Source organism: Sandaracinaceae bacterium, assembly GCA_020633055.1.
Taxonomy (GTDB): Bacteria; Myxococcota_A; Polyangia; order Polyangiales; family Houyiibacteriaceae; genus JADJJE01.
In genome coordinates this window covers 337,189-351,202 of the sequence record JACKEJ010000005.1, presented here as the reverse complement: position 1 = coordinate 351,202, position 14,014 = coordinate 337,189, and the positions used below count along the sequence as shown (strand labels likewise).

Here is a 14,014-nt window from a genome sequence, read left to right as displayed (position 1 = left end):
GGCGCTCTCCAAAGTCCTCCCCACAAGGGGGAGGACTGTCTTGCTCGGCGCCACCGAAAATCCAAGAACGCAGCCGTCCCGCCCAACACCCGACAGCAGTTCACGAGACGCAGTCCGCCTCCGCAGGGGGCGGACTTCGAGCTGGCGATCACCTGAGATCGCTGCCCCGGACTTTCAGTCCGGGGTGCCCAAATCCGCGACGGTTTGCCGTTCTGAGCCAGCCTCTTCAGTCCGGGGTGCGTCTAGCTCGGTCTCCTCGGTCCGTGCCCCCGTCGCGGCGCTCAGTCCTCGAGCAGGCGCCGCGCGACGACGTGCGCCTGGATCTCGTTCGCGCCCTCGAAGATGCTGAGCACGCGCGAGTCCACCAGCAGGCGGGACGCGGTGTACTCCTCCGCGAAGCCGTTGCCGCCGTGGATCTGCACATTGGCGTCCGCCGACTCCCACGCCGCGCGCGTGGCGAGCAGCTTGGCCATGCCGGCCTCGAGGTCGCAGCGCTTCTCCTGGTCCTTCTCGCGGGCGCTGAAGTACGTCAGCTGACGCGCCGCCTGGATGCGCGTGACCATCCGCCCGATCTTCCGCGCCACGCGCGGGAACTGGAAGATGGGCCCGCCGAACTGCTCGCGCTCGGTGGCGTACAGGATGGCGTCGTTCAACGCCGCCTGCGCCACGCCCACGCCGCGCGCGGCCGTCTGGATGCGCGCGCTCTCGAAGGTGCGCATCAGCTGCTTGAAGCCCGCGCCCTCCTCGCCGCCCAGCAGGTTCGCGCCGGGCACGGTGAAGCCGTCGAAGCTGAGCTCGTACTCCTTCATGCCGCGGTAGCCCAGCACCTTGATCTCGGTGCCGGTGAGGCCCTTGTCCACGAACTCGGGCTCGCCGGGCTCGCCACTCAGGCGCGTCTTCTTCGCCAGGAACATGGACAGGCCCTGGTAGCCGGGCGCGTCTGGGTTCGTGCGCGCCAGCAGCGTCATGACGTCGGCGCGCACGGCGTGCGTGATCCACGTCTTGGCGCCGCTCACCACGTAGCTCCCGTCTTCCTGCTTCACCGCGCGGGTGGTCAGGTTGGCGAGGTCGCTGCCGTTGTTCGGCTCGGTGAAGACGGCCGTCGAGAGCACCTCACCGGACGCGAGCTTGGGCAGCCACTCCTGCTTCTGCGCTTCCGTGCCGCCGCCGATGATGAGCTCGGCCGCGATCTCGCTGCGCGTGCCGAGCGAGCCAACGCCGATGTAGCCGCGCGAGAGCTCCTCGGTGACCACGCACATGGCCACCTTGCTCAGCCCGAGCCCGCCGTACTCCTCCGGGATGGTGAGCCCGAACACGCCCAGCTCGGCGAGCTGCTCGAGGATCCCCATCGGGATGAGCTTGTCCTGCCGGTGCACGTCCTGGGCGATGGGGATCACCTTCTGGTCCGTGAACTTGGCGAACTGCGCGCGGATCTCCTCCAGCATCTCGTCGCCGAGGCCGGGGTCGCCGAAGCCGTTGTCGCGCGCGTGCTTCGCGATCTCGAGGTAGATGGCGCCGGTCGCGTGCTGGGCGCTGAAGGCCTGCACGTCGGGGTGCAGCAGCGAGTCCGCGAGGTCCGCGTCGGTGATGCCCAGGTCCGCGAGCGCGATGTTCTCGCAGGCACCCAGGTCCACGCCGCCGCGCAGGTTGCGGGCCAGCTCCCCGATGTAGGCGCGGGCGACCTTGCCCTCGAACTCGCCGCCCACCGTCTCCGCCCAGGCGGAGAGCTGGCGGCACGCCTCGAGCTCGGTGGCCAGGTAGGCCAGCGCGTGCGCCGCGAGCTGCTCGTCGTTCAGGAGGTTGCCCTTGAGGCGACCGCCGACCACGACCTTGGCCTTCAGGTTGTCGTGCGCCTTCTTGTAGACGGCGCTGACCGCTTCGATGACGTTCTGCATGGTCTGCTCAGCCTTCGTTCATGACGGCCAGGGTCTCGGCGTAGTTCTTGAGACCCGGGCGGGGGGCGCCGACGAGGCACGAGACCGTGCCGTGCAGCTTGTTCTCGTACATGAGCTGGTGCGCCTGCGGGATCTCGTCCCACGTGAAGAGGCGCGTCATGACGGGCTTGATCTTGTCCTGCAGCATCAGGTCGTTCGCGCGGCGGCACGAGTCCGCGTCCGCGAAGTGCGAGCCGATGATCTGCTTCTGGCGCATCCACAGGTGGCGCACGTCGAACGTGAGGTTGTAGCCCGTGGTGGCGCCGCAGATGACGATGCGGCCGTACTTGTTGGCCAAGAAGACGCTGGCCGGGAAGGTGGTCTTGCCGACGTGCTCGAAGACCACGTCGAGGCCCGTGCGCTCACCGAGGATCTCCCAGATGCGCTTGCCGAAGGCCTTCATGGCCTTCTGGTGCTCGGCCTCCTCGGCCGGGGTCATGTTGTCCTTGTACTGGAGGGCCGGGAACTCCTTGCGGTTGATCACGCCCACGGCGCCCAGCTTCATGCACAGCTCGGCCTTGTCGTCGCTCGACACGACCGCGATGGGGCGCGCGCCCATGATGGCGGCGAGCTGCACCGCAAACACGCCGAGGCCACCACCCGCGCCCCAGATGAGGCAGGTCTCGCCCGGCTGCAGCTTGGCGCGGTCCACCAGCATGCGGTGCGCCGTGTAGTACGTGAGGCCGTAGCTGGCCGACTCTTCCCAGGTGAGCTGGGGCGGCTTCTTCAGCACCTGCTGCGCCTGCACCTTCGTGAACTGCGCGAACGACCCGTCGGGGGTCTCGTAGCCCCAGATGGTCTGCAGGTCGGAGGCGCCCGGCTCCACCAGGTGGTTGCAGTGCAGCACCACCTCGTCGCCCACCTTCCAGTTGTGCACGCCCTCACCGACGGACCAGATGACACCCGAGGCGTCCGAGCCGGCGATGTGGAAGTCCAGGCCGTGCGCCTTGAGGATGTTCACCGGCTCGGCCAGGCCCGCCCAGATGCCGTTGAAGTTCACGCCCGCGGCCATGACCTGCACCAGGACCTCGCCCGGGCCGGCCTTCCACGTCTCGATCTCCTCGTGCACGAAGGACTTCTTCGGCTCGCCGAAGCGCTCGGGGCGGATGACGTACGCGTGCATCTTCTGCGGCACGGTGCCCAGCTCGGGGACCTTGCCAACGGGGACGATCTCGGGGCGCTCGCTCATGGGTCGATACCTCTTCAAAGACCGCGCGGGAGCGGCCGGGGTGGTCATGGGTTGGTATGGCGTACGTTGCGGTGCTTTACAGCTTCACACGACGACAGACCTTGCCGAACGGCGTAACATACGTGTCCCTTCGGTCAAGCCGGAGTGCGGGACAGCCTGGCGGCGGTTGTAAAGATGACGTAAATAGTGCGCCTGTGGCGGCGCTCTTGTAAAGCAGCGGCTACCGGAACGAGCACGGATGAAGACCAATCACGCCACCATGGGCGCGCGCGTGCGCGAGCTGCGGGTCCAGCGCGGCCTCCAGCAGGGCGAGGTGGCGCGCCGTCTCGACATCTCTCCGGCCTACCTGAGCCTCATCGAGAAGGGCAAGCGCGCCATGCAGCTGCCCCTGCTGTTCAAGGCGCTCGAGCTGTTCGAGGTCAGCATGGAGGAGTTCATGGCGTCGCTCGGGGAGCCGCGCGTGGACGACGGCCTGGCCCGCCTGCTGGACGAGCCGCTGATGCGCTCGCTCAACCTCACCGAGGACGACCTGGCGGGCATCGGCGCCGAGCCCAAGGTGGTGACCACCATCACGGCGCTCTTCAACCTCTACAAGAACACCCGCACGCAGCTGGACAACGTGCTCGCCAGCCTGGCCCGGCGCGAGGCCGATGACGACGAAGAGGACTCGCTGCGCTTCGACTACAGCCCCTTCGACGAGGTCACGGACTTCCTCGAGCGGCACGAGAACTGGTTCGCGCACCTGGAAGAGCGCGCGGAGGAGCTGCGGCGCGACACGGGGCTCACGAAGGGGACACGCAGCGCCGATCTCGTTCGCGTCCTGCGCGAGCACTTCGACGTGACGGTGCGTACCGCGAGCGCCGATCAAGACAGCTCGGTCATCCGGCGCTGGGACGCGGCCGCGCAGGTGCTCACCGTCAGCGACGAGCTCTTCGAGCAGCGCCTGCGCTTCCAGCTGGCGAGCACCATCGCGCTGCGCCTGTTCGACCGCGAGGGCCTGCATCAAGAGGTCATCTCCCGCTTTCCCGTGCGCCACAGCGAGACGGCGCGGCTGATCAAGATCCACCTCGCGAACTACTTCGCGGGTGCGCTGCTCTTGCCCTACGCCGAGTTCTTCGAGGCGGTGACGCGCACGCGCTACGACGTGGACCTGCTCACGCAGATGTTCGAGTCGTCGTACGAGACTGTCGCGCACCGCATGTGCAACCTGGCCGACCCCAAGCGCCGCGGCCTGCCGATGCACTTCCTGCGCGTCGACGTGGCGGGCAACATCAGCAAGCGCTACTCGGGCGACGGCATCCGCTTCGCGCAGCACGCGGGCAGCTGCCCGAAGATGGCGGTGCACCTCGCGTTCCTGAACCCGAGCGTGATCACGCGTCAGTACAGCGAGTACCCGGACCTGAGCACCTTCTTCTGCTTCGCCAAAGTGGTGGCCGAGCCGTCGCGGGGGAGCATGGCGCGCGGCACGGCCTACAGCATCGGCCTCGGCACGCACGCCGACGCCGCCAAGCACCTGGCCTACGCGGACGACATGCCCCTCGTGGACCGCAAGCTGGCCGTGCGCGTGGGCACCACCTGCCGCTTCTGCGAGCGCACCGACTGCAGCATGCGCTCCGCGCCCAGCTACAAGTTCGCGTTCCGCGTGGACGAGCACATGAAGAAAGACAACTTCTTCTCGCCGCTGGTGAGCGGTGACGCGACCGTGCCCGCCTCCCGTCTCGCGGCGAAGCGCACGTCGCGGTAGCATCGCGGGGCGCATGCTCTCGGTCCCTCCCCAGTCGTCGACGCGTCGCCTGTGTCCGGTGCGCGCCTCGTGCTCGCTACGTCCCGCACGCACCATCCGTCCGGCCCGCTCCGGGGTCGAGTCGGGCTCGTGGCTCACCGCCGTCGGCGTGCTGTGCGTCCTCACGTTCACGGGCTGCGGCGGTGCGTCCCCGGCGGGGGCGGGGACGAGCGTCGAAGACGGCGATGCCCTGTTGCTGGAGGGGCAGCGTCACCTGCGCGCGCAGGGCCGCCCTTACAACCTCCGCCAGGCGCGCGACGCGTTCCAGCTCGCCTGCTCGCGCGGCTCACAGCGTGGGTGCGCCATGTTGGGGGAGGCGCTGATGCGTGGACCCGAGGCCTTTCGCGACTTACGGCGCGCGCTGCAGCTCACGCGGGACGCCTGCGCGGCGGGAGAGCCGCTGGGCTGTACGGAGCACGCGTGGTTGCAGCTGGAACACGCCGCCGAGTCGGTGGACTTCGACGCTGCGTGCCAGGTGCACGCGCGTGCATGCGACGCGGGTGAGTTGGTGGGGTGTCACTACTCCGGTTGGTGCCTCGAGGCGGACGCCCTGGGCGAGGGCGAGGTCCCACGGGCTGCGGCGACGCTGTACCAGCGCGCGTGTGACGGGGGCGTGGTGCGCGCATGCACGTCGCTGGGCACGCTCCATGACGAGGGGATGCTGGGCGAGGCCGACCACGAGCGGGCGCTCGCCCTGTTCCGCCACGCGTGCGACGCGGGCGACCCGGACGGCTGCGACAACGTCGGCATGGCCTACGAGTTCGGCCGGGGCGTGCCAGACGACATCACGACCGCGCAGTCCTTCTACCGACGTGCGTGCGAGCGCGGGGAGCCCTATGGCTGCTACCACCTCGGGGTGCTGTACGCGGAGGGGCGTGGCGTCGAGAAGGACGTCCCTCGCTCGATCTCGCTGCACCGGCAGGCGTGTGATGAAGGCGCCGGGCTCTCTTGTGGGGCGCTTGGCATCGCGTACGAGCTGGGCGAGGGGGTGCCGCAGGACACGCAGCACGCCATCGAGCTCTACGAGCGCGGCTGCGTGTTCGCGGCGGCTGATGCCTGCAATGATCTGGGTGTCCTCTACCTCAATGGCAATGGCCTGCCGCCGTCCGAGGACGCGGCGGCGGAGCTGTTCGCGCTGGCGTGCGAAGAGCGCTCGGGGCGCGGCTGCCTCAACCACGGCATCGTCCTGGCGTACGGCCGTGGTGTCCCGCGAGACTCCGAGGCCGCTCTGCAAGCGCTCGAGGACGCTTGCGCGCTCGGCGAGGCGCGGGCGTGCACGCTGCGCGGTCGTCCGCTCGTGCAGATGGCGTGGGACCTCGAGACGCACGCAGACCAGGCGGCGGCGCGTGCCCAGGCGCTGGCCTACTACGAGCGCGCATGCGCCTTTCAGTACGAGAGCGCGTGCCTGCAGCGCGACGTCCTCATGGGTCGCGAGGTACCCGGCGCACGCGCTTGGGACGTCGAGATCCTGGAGGCCCACAACGCGCCGGATTGGATTCAGGTGGGCGACGTGTGCGCCGCGACCGTCATGACCGGCACCGACGCGGTACGCCTGAGGGTGACCTGCGCGGGCCGCTACATCTACCCGCCCATGTCGGTCATCCACTGGCGCAACCCGGACCTCGTCGCGGACACGGAGACCACGCGCGGGAACCAGGACGCGCGCCTCGTCATCGACGTGCGCGCCGGCACGTTCAGCCTGGAAGACGACGAGCTGGGGTTCCTCCCGAACATCCGCCTGTTCGGGCGTCTGGGCGTCGCGCAGCGCCCCTGAGCCGAGCCGTGTGACCGGGGACCGGCACCACGTGGTGCGTGTTCGATCCAGGCGGGTCGTCGCCCTGGAGGTCGGGCAGTGGCGCGAGGTGTTCCTGAATTGCGCAGCATCCACGAGGGGTTATCCGTGACAATTCTATTACCAAACAGCGTGTTCGTTTTATGGTAGTCGACAAAACGAACACGCTGTTCGTTTATTGGCGAGCAGCGCTTCGTAGGTGGCCTTCGCGGCCATCGGAAAGGCCCCCATGAGGTCCCGCGCCACTCTCCGTCGTCGCTCGCGGCTCGTCGCCGCGACCCTCGTCTGCTTCGCCTCGTCGTTGTCGGGCAACACCCCCCGCGCACGCGCCGGAGGGGTCGAGGCGACGGTGGCGGGGGCACGCGCCGTTGGCCGAGGGGGCGCGATGACGGCCTCGGCCACGGGGCTCGACGCCCTGCGCTTCAACCCCGCGCGGCTCCACCTCGACGGACCGTTCAGCATCGGGTTGGACGCGCAGCTGCACATCGTGGACGTCTGCTACGACCGCCTCGACGCCGACGGACGCACGTACCCCTCGGTCTGCAACCAGGCGCCTCCGCTGGTGGTCCCGCAGCTGGGCGCGTCGTTCGCGCTCAGCGATCGGGTGGGGCTCGGCTTCGGCATCCTGCCGCCGCCGTCTGGGACATCGTCGCTCGCGTTCGGCTCCGCGCGTGACGGGACCATCCGCGTGGACGGGCAGCCCGTCGCGTCGCCCTCGCGCTACGCGAACGTGATCACCGACAACACGGGGCTCTTTCCCACGGTCGCGCTCAGCGTGGCGCCCCACGAGCGTGTGCGCCTCGGTCTGTCGTTCGGCGCAGGCGTGTTCATGGTCAACAGCATCTCGTACACGGCGGGCATCCCGGGCGCAGGCCCCTCGTACGACACGCGCACGGCGCTCTCCGGGCGCGACCTCTTCGTGCCGCGCGTGGGCTTCGCGCTCGACGTCGAGCCCGCCCCGGGCCTGAGCCTCGCGTGGGTCACGCACTACACCGCAGACCTGAACGCGAAGGCGGCGCTGTTTCTCTCGGGCGAGACCGGCGGGGGCTACTCCGTGCGCGTCCCGGGCGTGCGCGTGAACCAGGCGTTCGGGTGGGAGAGCACGCTCGCCGTGCGCTATGCGCAGCCGCGCTTCGACGTCGAGCTCGACCTGATGGTGCAGGGCCACGCGACGACGCAGCGCACGACGGTCGACATCCCGGACGATGCGGTCTTGCCCATCGACGTGAGCATCAACGGTGTGGCGCTGGGGGCCCTGCCCGACGAGCGCTACGTGGAGCGCCGCTGGAAGAACCAGCTGGTGCTGCGCGCGGGCGGGGACGTGTTGGTGATGCCCGAGCGCCTCTGGGCACGGGCGGGCTTCTCGTTCGAGAGCAACGGGAACCAGCGCGCGTACACCTCCGTGGAGAACTTTCTCGCGCGCCGCGTCGGTCTGCACCTGGGCGCGACCGTGCAGGTGCACCCCGCGCTGCGCGTCACCCTGGGCTACTCGCGCGTGTTCCAGCCCAACGTCACGGTCGACCCGGCCGACGCGCGCGTTCCGCAGCCCACGGCCTCGACGCCGCCGCCCCTCGATGACCCGAGCCGCACTCTCTACGTGAACGGTGGACGCTACCGCGGGGGCATGCACGTGGTCGCCCTCGGCCTGACCTTTCGACCCGCGTCGGCGCCCTCCGCGTCCACGCAGGAGGCCCCATGAACCGCTCTGCTCTGTGGACCCTCGCGCTCCTGGCCTGTCAGGGGTGCATCACCGACCTCGGCGTCGATGCGCCGCTGCCCTCGAACACCTGCGACCCAGACCCCCGCGATCGCGAGGTGCTGCTCGAGGTGTTCCCTCCGTGCGACCTCGCGATGTGCGGCGACCAGCCGGAGCACGCCATGCGCGGCCGCTGCGTGGACGACAACCAGCTCGACGACGCGCAGCTCGCCCTGCTCGGCGCGTGCGACCGACAGACGCCGTCGCACTGCGTGCCCGTCCCGCTCCTGATCTCCGACGGCCGGACCCAGCCCACGGTGTGCGCGTCGCTCGGCGGCGCGGAGGGCCGCTGCATGTCGCTGTGCGTGCCCAGCGTGCACGAGAAGCGCGACCAGCTGCCGCAGGACGTGTGCGAGGAGGGCGACCTGTGCGCGCCCTGCTACGACCCGTTCACCGGCGAGTCCACCGGGGCCTGTGACGCGAGCGTGTGCGACGCGCCGGTCGAGGCGCCGTACGTGTTCGAGCCGTGCTGCAGTGGGAAGGGTGGAGGCTTGTGCATCCCGCGCGAGGCGGTCCCGGACGACAGCGAGGAGAGCCTCGGCGAGGACAGCTGCACGGGCACGTCTCAGGACGACGTCTGTGTGCCGACGGGCTTCGAGGAGGACGACTTCGCGCCGCCCACGTGCACGAACAGCGTGGGCGCCGAGGGGCGCTGCCTACCGACCTGCGTGCCACTGGTGGGCACCGTGGGCGCGGTGTTCCTGCGCAACGACTGCCCCGAGACGTACCAGCGGTGCGTGCCGTGCTGGGCCAACGACATGTTCTGCGACTGACGGTCAGCCCCCGATCAGCCCGTGCCGCCTTCGAGGTGGGCCATTGACGCGTCGGAGGTCGAGCAGTATGGGTACCCATATGAAGACAACCATCGATATGGCAGACGGTCTTCTCGCGGACGCCCGCCAACTCGCGGAGCGCGAGGGCACCACCCTTCGAGCCCTGTTCGAGGAGGGCTTGCGACTCGTGCTGGCCCGCCGCGCCCAGAGGGAGCCCTTTCGGCTGGAGGATGCGTCGTTCCGTGGCGAGGGTCTCCAGGAGCCTTTTGTCGAGGCGGACTGGGCCAGCATCCGTGCGGCGGCCTACGAGGGCCGGGGGGCGTGATCGCGGTCGACACCAACCTCCTCGTCTACGCCCACCGGGCCGACTCGGACTGGCACGACCGCGCGGAGGCTGCCGTCCGGGGCTTGGCCGAGGGCGCGGAACCGTGGGCCATCCCCTGGCCCTGCCTGCACGAGTTCATCGCCATCGCCACGCATCCCCGCATCTACCAACCCCCTTCGCCCTTCGAGGTCGCGGCTCGACAGGTGGAGGCGTGGCTCGCGAGCCCCTCGTTGGTCCTCCTCACAGAGACCACCGCACACTGGCCCGCGCTCCGTTCCGTCCTCGGGGCCGGGCGTGTCGTGGGCCCCAAGGTGCACGACGCGCGCATCGCGGCGCTCTGCATCCAGCATGGCGTCCGCGAGCTGTGGAGCGCCGACCGCGACTTCAGCGGAATGGTGGGGCTCGTCACGCGCAATCCGCTGCTTGGATCCCTCGGGTCGCCACCGTGACTCCACGCGCGTTGCGCTGAGAGCTGCCGCCGCCACTTTTGCGTCGTTCGAGTGATCGCGCAGCGGCGCGGGCGTGCCCTCGGACGCAGACCGGCCTAAGGCCCGATGCTCGTAGTCGCAGCCCAGGCACTTGTGCTCGGTCGCTCGCACACGCGGGGCGTTCTGGATTTCGAGGCTCATGGCTCCGTGCTCCCCGTGAGCAGTGGTGGCTGCGGCGCCCGACCCTGCAGGCGACGGCTGCGCCGTTCGAGCCGCTGGGCGTCGCGCGGGATGGGCGGCCCACGTGCTCAGTGCGGCGTACGTCGACAGAGCCCCGCGTGGTTCTGGTACTCGGGGTCGACGCACAGGTCACCCGCCTCACAGGCCCCGTTGCCACATCGGGGACCGTTGGCAGTTTGGTAGGCGGAGTAATCGTCCGGCCCTGGGGTAGATGAGCAGCTGGTGCTGCCGACGCTGATGATGAGAGTGACCAACAGAACCAAGACGCGCATCGGACTCCTCCTGGTGACGGCGGGCTGTCCCGCAGGCGGGCTGAGTCCGCCGGTGACCGCAGGCTAGCCCCGGAGTGTGCTGCCCGTCGAGACGTGACAGCGACACCTCGGTCGCCTCGCCGCAAACGCTCGCTCTCTAGAACGCAAGGGGGAAGACGCAGGCGCATCCACTCTGGCAGCGCCTCGAGCGTGACGGCCGGCAGCGGCACGATGCGGTCACGACGGCTCTTCGTACGGCGGATGGTCGGCACACCGCGTCCCGAATCCAGGTCGGGAACAGGTCCTGCTCCATTCGGTCTCGTACTCCGCCCATCGCTCGCCTCCATGGCTTGGCCACGTCTCCGATGGACGGGCTCAATCCACAGGGTCGTTCCGATGAAGCAGTCGTGCGCCTGGCGGGCCATGCGGCGGCCGAGGCAGCGCGGGCAGAAGGCTCGCTGCCTACAGCTGAGCGCCACCAGCCGTCTCTGCGATGTTCTGCGACCGACGGACTGCTAGTACCGCCGCCCGGAAGTTCGATCCGCTTTTCCTCGTTCTCGACTCCGTGGGCGGCGTTGCCCTACCTCGAAAGGTCTACGGACCTTCCTTCGGCAGTGCGCCTTGCCCACGAAGCCGATCCCTTCGGAAAAACTAGGAACGCACTTCCGGGCGGCGGTACTAGCCGCTGATCAACGTCAGCGCCGAGCTGCGCAGCTCGTTCATCACCAGCGCCATCCCCTCCTCGGTGGGGGGGATGTCCGAGCGCTGGCTGACGCTGTGCCCGAGGCTCTCGATGCCGCTCACGAACGCCTCGACGACGTAGCGTGGGTACTCCGGTCGCCCGTGGATGCGCTGCACGCCGTTGACGGCCATGCGGTAGCCGTCCACCACGCCGTCGCGCGCGGCGCGCATCTTGTCGTTCGAGTAGCGCAGCTTGGCGAACTCCACGGTCAGCGGACCGCGGCTGCGCATCACCAACAGGTACGCGGCGGTCGCGCGCGTGAGCAGCTCGAGCACGGTGGTGGACCCGATGATGGCCTTCACGACCTCCATGCGCGCCGAGTTCACGTGGTCGATGTAGAGCTCGGCGATGACGTCGTCGCGCCCGTCGAAGTGCTTGTAGAAGGTGGTGCGCGACACGCCCGCGGCTTCGAGCAGGTCGGCCACCGTGATGGGCTCGAGGCCCGTGTTGCGCAGCAGCTCCTCGGCGGCCGCGAGGACCTCGGCGCGCACGTCGTCACGGGCGGGGCGCCCGCGGCGCCGCGAGGGTGTGGCTTTTGGACCCATCCCCCGAGTCAAGCACGGAACGCCGGCGGGGACGACAGGAGTCTTCCGCGGGCCTCGGCCTGCGCCGTCAGCGCTGCGCGCGGACCCGCATCTGCAGACCGGGCCCCTTCTGGCGCAGGGTGACCGACGGATTGAACGCCAGCGTCTGCCCTGGCAGCAGCTCGAAGTGAAAACGCCGCAGCACGATGGCCAGGATGAGCGTGGCCTCCAGCATGGCGAAGTGGTTGCCGATGCAGATGCGCGGACCACCGCCGAAGGGGAAGTACGCGTAGCGTGGGATGATCTTCGCGCGCTCCGGCTCCCAGCGGTCCGGGTCGAAGGCCTCGGGGTCCGGGTAGAAGCGCGCGTCCCTGTGCACCACCCACTGGCTCACCAAGATCTGGGAGCCGACGGGAACGCGGTAGCCGCCGACCATGACCTCTTCGTTGACCTGGCGCCCCGTGGTCCAAGCGGGCGGGTAGAGGCGCATGGCCTCCTTCAGCACGCGCTCCGTGTACACCAGCTGCTTGGCGTCCTCCGCGGTGGGCAGGCGGTCGCCCAGCACCTCGTCCAGCTCGGCGCGCAGGCGCTGCTCGACGTGCGGGTGCTTGCTCAGCAGGTAGAAGGTGTGCGCCAGCGCGAGCGCGGTCGTCTCGTGCCCGGCGAGGAACAGCGTCATGGCCTCGTCGCGCAGCTGCTGGTCGCTCATGGCCGAGCCACCGTCGTCCTGTGCGCTCAGCAGCACGTCCAGCAGGTCGCGCGTGGGCTCCGCGCCATCGCCTACCTTGCTGCTGCTGCGCGCCGCGCGGCGCTTCGCGATGATCGAGTAGATGAGCCCGTCCAGGCGCTCCACCGCGGCGTTCACGCGCATGTTGAGCGGCGTCGGGACCCAGCGCGGCAGGATCAGGATCGCCTCCGGGCTGTTCGCGTAGTAGGTGTTGAGCGTCTCCATGGACTTTCCCACCAGGTCGAACTCACGCTGCCCGATGGTGGCGCCGAAGAGCACGGCGGCCACGACCTCCATCGTGATGCGGGACATCTCGGCGTGGATGTTCACCAGGTCGCCGTCGCGGTAGTGCAGCGAGGCCTCGGTGACGCTGGCCATCGTGTCGCCGTAGCTGCGGATGCGCTTGGGCGTGAAGGCCTGCGACATCAGCTTGCGCTGGTGCTTCCAGAGGTCGCCGTCGCTCGTGAGCAGCCCCTCGCCCAGGGTGCGCTTAAGCGTCTCGATGTACTCGTCGCGGCCCATGGACGCGGCCTGCTTCACCAGCACGTTCTCGATGTCATCGGGGTGGCTGACGAGGAAGTACTCCTTGCCGAAGATCTTCATCTGCACGACGTCGCCGTAGCGGTCCGCCATGCCGCGCAGGAAGGGCAGCGTGCCCGTCGCGAAGCGCGCCACGTTGCGCAGGCCGATCCGGTCGCGCGGGCCGGGGGCGCGGCCGACGTTCGCCGTGGGGCGTGCGGGGGTGGGGCTCGGCGCGGGGGCCTTGCTGCGCGTGGGCGATGCGGGAGAGGGAGCGGCTGCCGTCATGGGGTTACCTCCGGGGCGGCGATGCGGCGGAGGAAGTCCACCATCATGGCCGCGGTCGATGTGACGCCGTCGTCGCTGAGCTGAGCCCAGCGCGTGGCGAGCCAGCGGTCGCCGGCGTCGATGAGCGAGAGGGCGCTGTGCACCAACAGCTCGGTGGGCACGTCGTCACGGACGGCGCCGATGGCCTGGCCGTGTTGCACGAGCGCCGAGACCCACTCCAGCATCCGCGCGTTGAGCTGCTGCACCACGGGGTGGTCCGCCAGCTCGGCGCGCGCCTTGGTGATGCCCACGCACAGCGCGGCGTTGCGAGGATCGCGCAGGACGAAGTGCAGGCTGCGCACGTACATGGTCTCGCACGCGCGCCAGAACGAGGGCGCGTCGTCGGCGCCGACGGGGAAGCCCACTTCTTCCAGCCACTGGTTGAGCGCGGCGTCCAGCACGGTGCGGAAGAGGTCGTCCTTGTCTGCGAAGTAGTAGTACATCGCGCCCTTGCTGATGCCCGCCCGCTCGATGATGCGGTTGTAGGAGGCGCCCTCGAAGCCGCGCTCACCGAACTCGTCGGCGGCGGCGTCGAGGATGCTGGTCTTGCGGGGTTCGTCGAGCTTCTCGAAGCGGGGCAGGGGCACGGGGGTCTCGCGGCTGGGTGTCTGACCGAGGGGTCGAACTCACTGGTTCGACCGAGTGGTCTAAAACATGCCCGGCCATTCCTGGCGTGTCAACGGCGAATCGGGGTACGCGCCGCG

General features: G+C 69.4%; 12 protein-coding genes. 6 read left to right on the top strand and 6 right to left on the bottom strand.

The features are described 5' to 3' along the window. Positions 1–281: 281 nt before the first annotated feature. Together H6726_06325 and ccrA are read right to left on the bottom strand one after the other, a co-directional pair. On the bottom strand, positions 282–1,895 hold the full coding sequence (locus tag H6726_06325) for an acyl-CoA/acyl-ACP dehydrogenase (GenBank protein MCB9657252.1): 1,614 nt from the start codon (positions 1,893–1,895) through the stop codon (positions 282–284). 7 nt (positions 1,896–1,902) lie between these two features. Further along, positions 1,903–3,123 (bottom strand): crotonyl-CoA carboxylase/reductase, encoded by a 1,221-nt coding sequence (ccrA, locus tag H6726_06320; GenBank protein MCB9657251.1) that lies wholly within the window; start codon positions 3,121–3,123, stop codon positions 1,903–1,905. 238 nt (positions 3,124–3,361) lie between these two features. On the opposite strand from ccrA, the gene H6726_06315 reads away from it, so the two are divergent. From H6726_06315 to H6726_06290, 6 genes are all read left to right on the top strand, one after another. Continuing rightward, positions 3,362–4,867 carry a DUF2083 domain-containing protein gene (locus H6726_06315; GenBank protein ID MCB9657250.1) on the top strand — a complete coding sequence of 502 codons (1,506 nt, stop codon included), beginning with the start codon at positions 3,362–3,364 and terminating at the stop codon, positions 4,865–4,867. 13 nt (positions 4,868–4,880) lie between these two features. After that, on the top strand, positions 4,881–6,680 hold the full coding sequence (locus tag H6726_06310; protein ID MCB9657249.1) for a sel1 repeat family protein: 1,800 nt from the start codon (positions 4,881–4,883) through the stop codon (positions 6,678–6,680). A 247-nt stretch (positions 6,681–6,927) separates the two neighbouring features. After that, positions 6,928–8,397 (top strand): hypothetical protein, encoded by a 1,470-nt coding sequence (locus H6726_06305; GenBank protein ID MCB9657248.1) that lies wholly within the window; start codon positions 6,928–6,930, stop codon positions 8,395–8,397. Further along, positions 8,394–9,227 carry a hypothetical protein gene (locus tag H6726_06300; GenBank protein ID MCB9657247.1) on the top strand — a complete coding sequence of 278 codons (834 nt, stop codon included), beginning with the start codon at positions 8,394–8,396 and terminating at the stop codon, positions 9,225–9,227. The genes H6726_06305 and H6726_06300 overlap by 4 nt, the downstream gene beginning before the upstream one ends. Positions 9,228–9,294: 67 nt before the next feature. Further along, positions 9,295–9,552 (top strand): DUF2191 domain-containing protein, encoded by a 258-nt coding sequence (locus H6726_06295; GenBank protein MCB9657246.1) that lies wholly within the window; start codon positions 9,295–9,297, stop codon positions 9,550–9,552. Beyond that, entirely contained in the window at positions 9,549–10,001 is a 453-nt protein-coding gene (locus H6726_06290) for a PIN domain-containing protein (GenBank protein MCB9657245.1), read from the top strand. Before H6726_06295 ends, H6726_06290 begins: the two co-directional genes overlap by 4 nt. Positions 10,002–10,288: 287 nt before the next feature. On the opposite strand, the gene H6726_06285 is transcribed toward H6726_06290, so the two are convergent. From H6726_06285 to H6726_06270, 4 genes are all read right to left on the bottom strand, one after another. After that, positions 10,289–10,492, bottom strand: a complete 204-nt coding sequence (locus tag H6726_06285; GenBank protein MCB9657244.1) for a hypothetical protein — start codon at positions 10,490–10,492, stop codon at positions 10,289–10,291. A 657-nt stretch (positions 10,493–11,149) separates the two neighbouring features. Further along, on the bottom strand, positions 11,150–11,758 hold the full coding sequence (locus H6726_06280; protein MCB9657243.1) for a TetR/AcrR family transcriptional regulator: 609 nt from the start codon (positions 11,756–11,758) through the stop codon (positions 11,150–11,152). A gap of 67 nt (positions 11,759–11,825) precedes the next feature. Further along, on the bottom strand, positions 11,826–13,271 hold the full coding sequence (locus tag H6726_06275) for a cytochrome P450 (GenBank protein ID MCB9657242.1): 1,446 nt from the start codon (positions 13,269–13,271) through the stop codon (positions 11,826–11,828). Continuing rightward, the gene (locus H6726_06270) at positions 13,268–13,897 is read right to left on the bottom strand and encodes a TetR/AcrR family transcriptional regulator (protein MCB9657241.1); all 630 of its coding nucleotides are present in this window, start codon (positions 13,895–13,897) and stop codon (positions 13,268–13,270) included. Before H6726_06270 ends, H6726_06275 begins: the two co-directional genes overlap by 4 nt. Positions 13,898–14,014 lie beyond the last annotated feature (117 nt).

What these genes read in the sequence shown, in the direction of transcription:
- H6726_06325 (MCB9657252.1), bottom strand. Translation starts at nt 1,895, where the DNA reads ATGCAGAACGTCATCGAAGCGGTCAGCGCCGTCTACAAGAAGGCGCAC.
- ccrA (MCB9657251.1), bottom strand. Translation starts at nt 3,123, where the DNA reads ATGAGCGAGCGCCCCGAGATCGTCCCCGTTGGCAAGGTCCCCGAGCTG.
- H6726_06315 (MCB9657250.1), top strand. Translation starts at nt 3,362, where the DNA reads ATGAAGACCAATCACGCCACCATGGGCGCGCGCGTGCGCGAGCTGCGG.
- H6726_06310 (MCB9657249.1), top strand. Translation starts at nt 4,881, where the DNA reads ATGCTCTCGGTCCCTCCCCAGTCGTCGACGCGTCGCCTGTGTCCGGTG.
- H6726_06305 (MCB9657248.1), top strand. Translation starts at nt 6,928, where the DNA reads ATGAGGTCCCGCGCCACTCTCCGTCGTCGCTCGCGGCTCGTCGCCGCG.
- H6726_06300 (MCB9657247.1), top strand. Translation starts at nt 8,394, where the DNA reads ATGAACCGCTCTGCTCTGTGGACCCTCGCGCTCCTGGCCTGTCAGGGG.
- H6726_06295 (MCB9657246.1), top strand. Translation starts at nt 9,295, where the DNA reads ATGGGTACCCATATGAAGACAACCATCGATATGGCAGACGGTCTTCTC.
- H6726_06285 (MCB9657244.1), bottom strand. Translation starts at nt 10,492, where the DNA reads ATGCGCGTCTTGGTTCTGTTGGTCACTCTCATCATCAGCGTCGGCAGC.
- H6726_06280 (MCB9657243.1), bottom strand. Translation starts at nt 11,758, where the DNA reads ATGGGTCCAAAAGCCACACCCTCGCGGCGCCGCGGGCGCCCCGCCCGT.
- H6726_06275 (MCB9657242.1), bottom strand. Translation starts at nt 13,271, where the DNA reads ATGACGGCAGCCGCTCCCTCTCCCGCATCGCCCACGCGCAGCAAGGCC.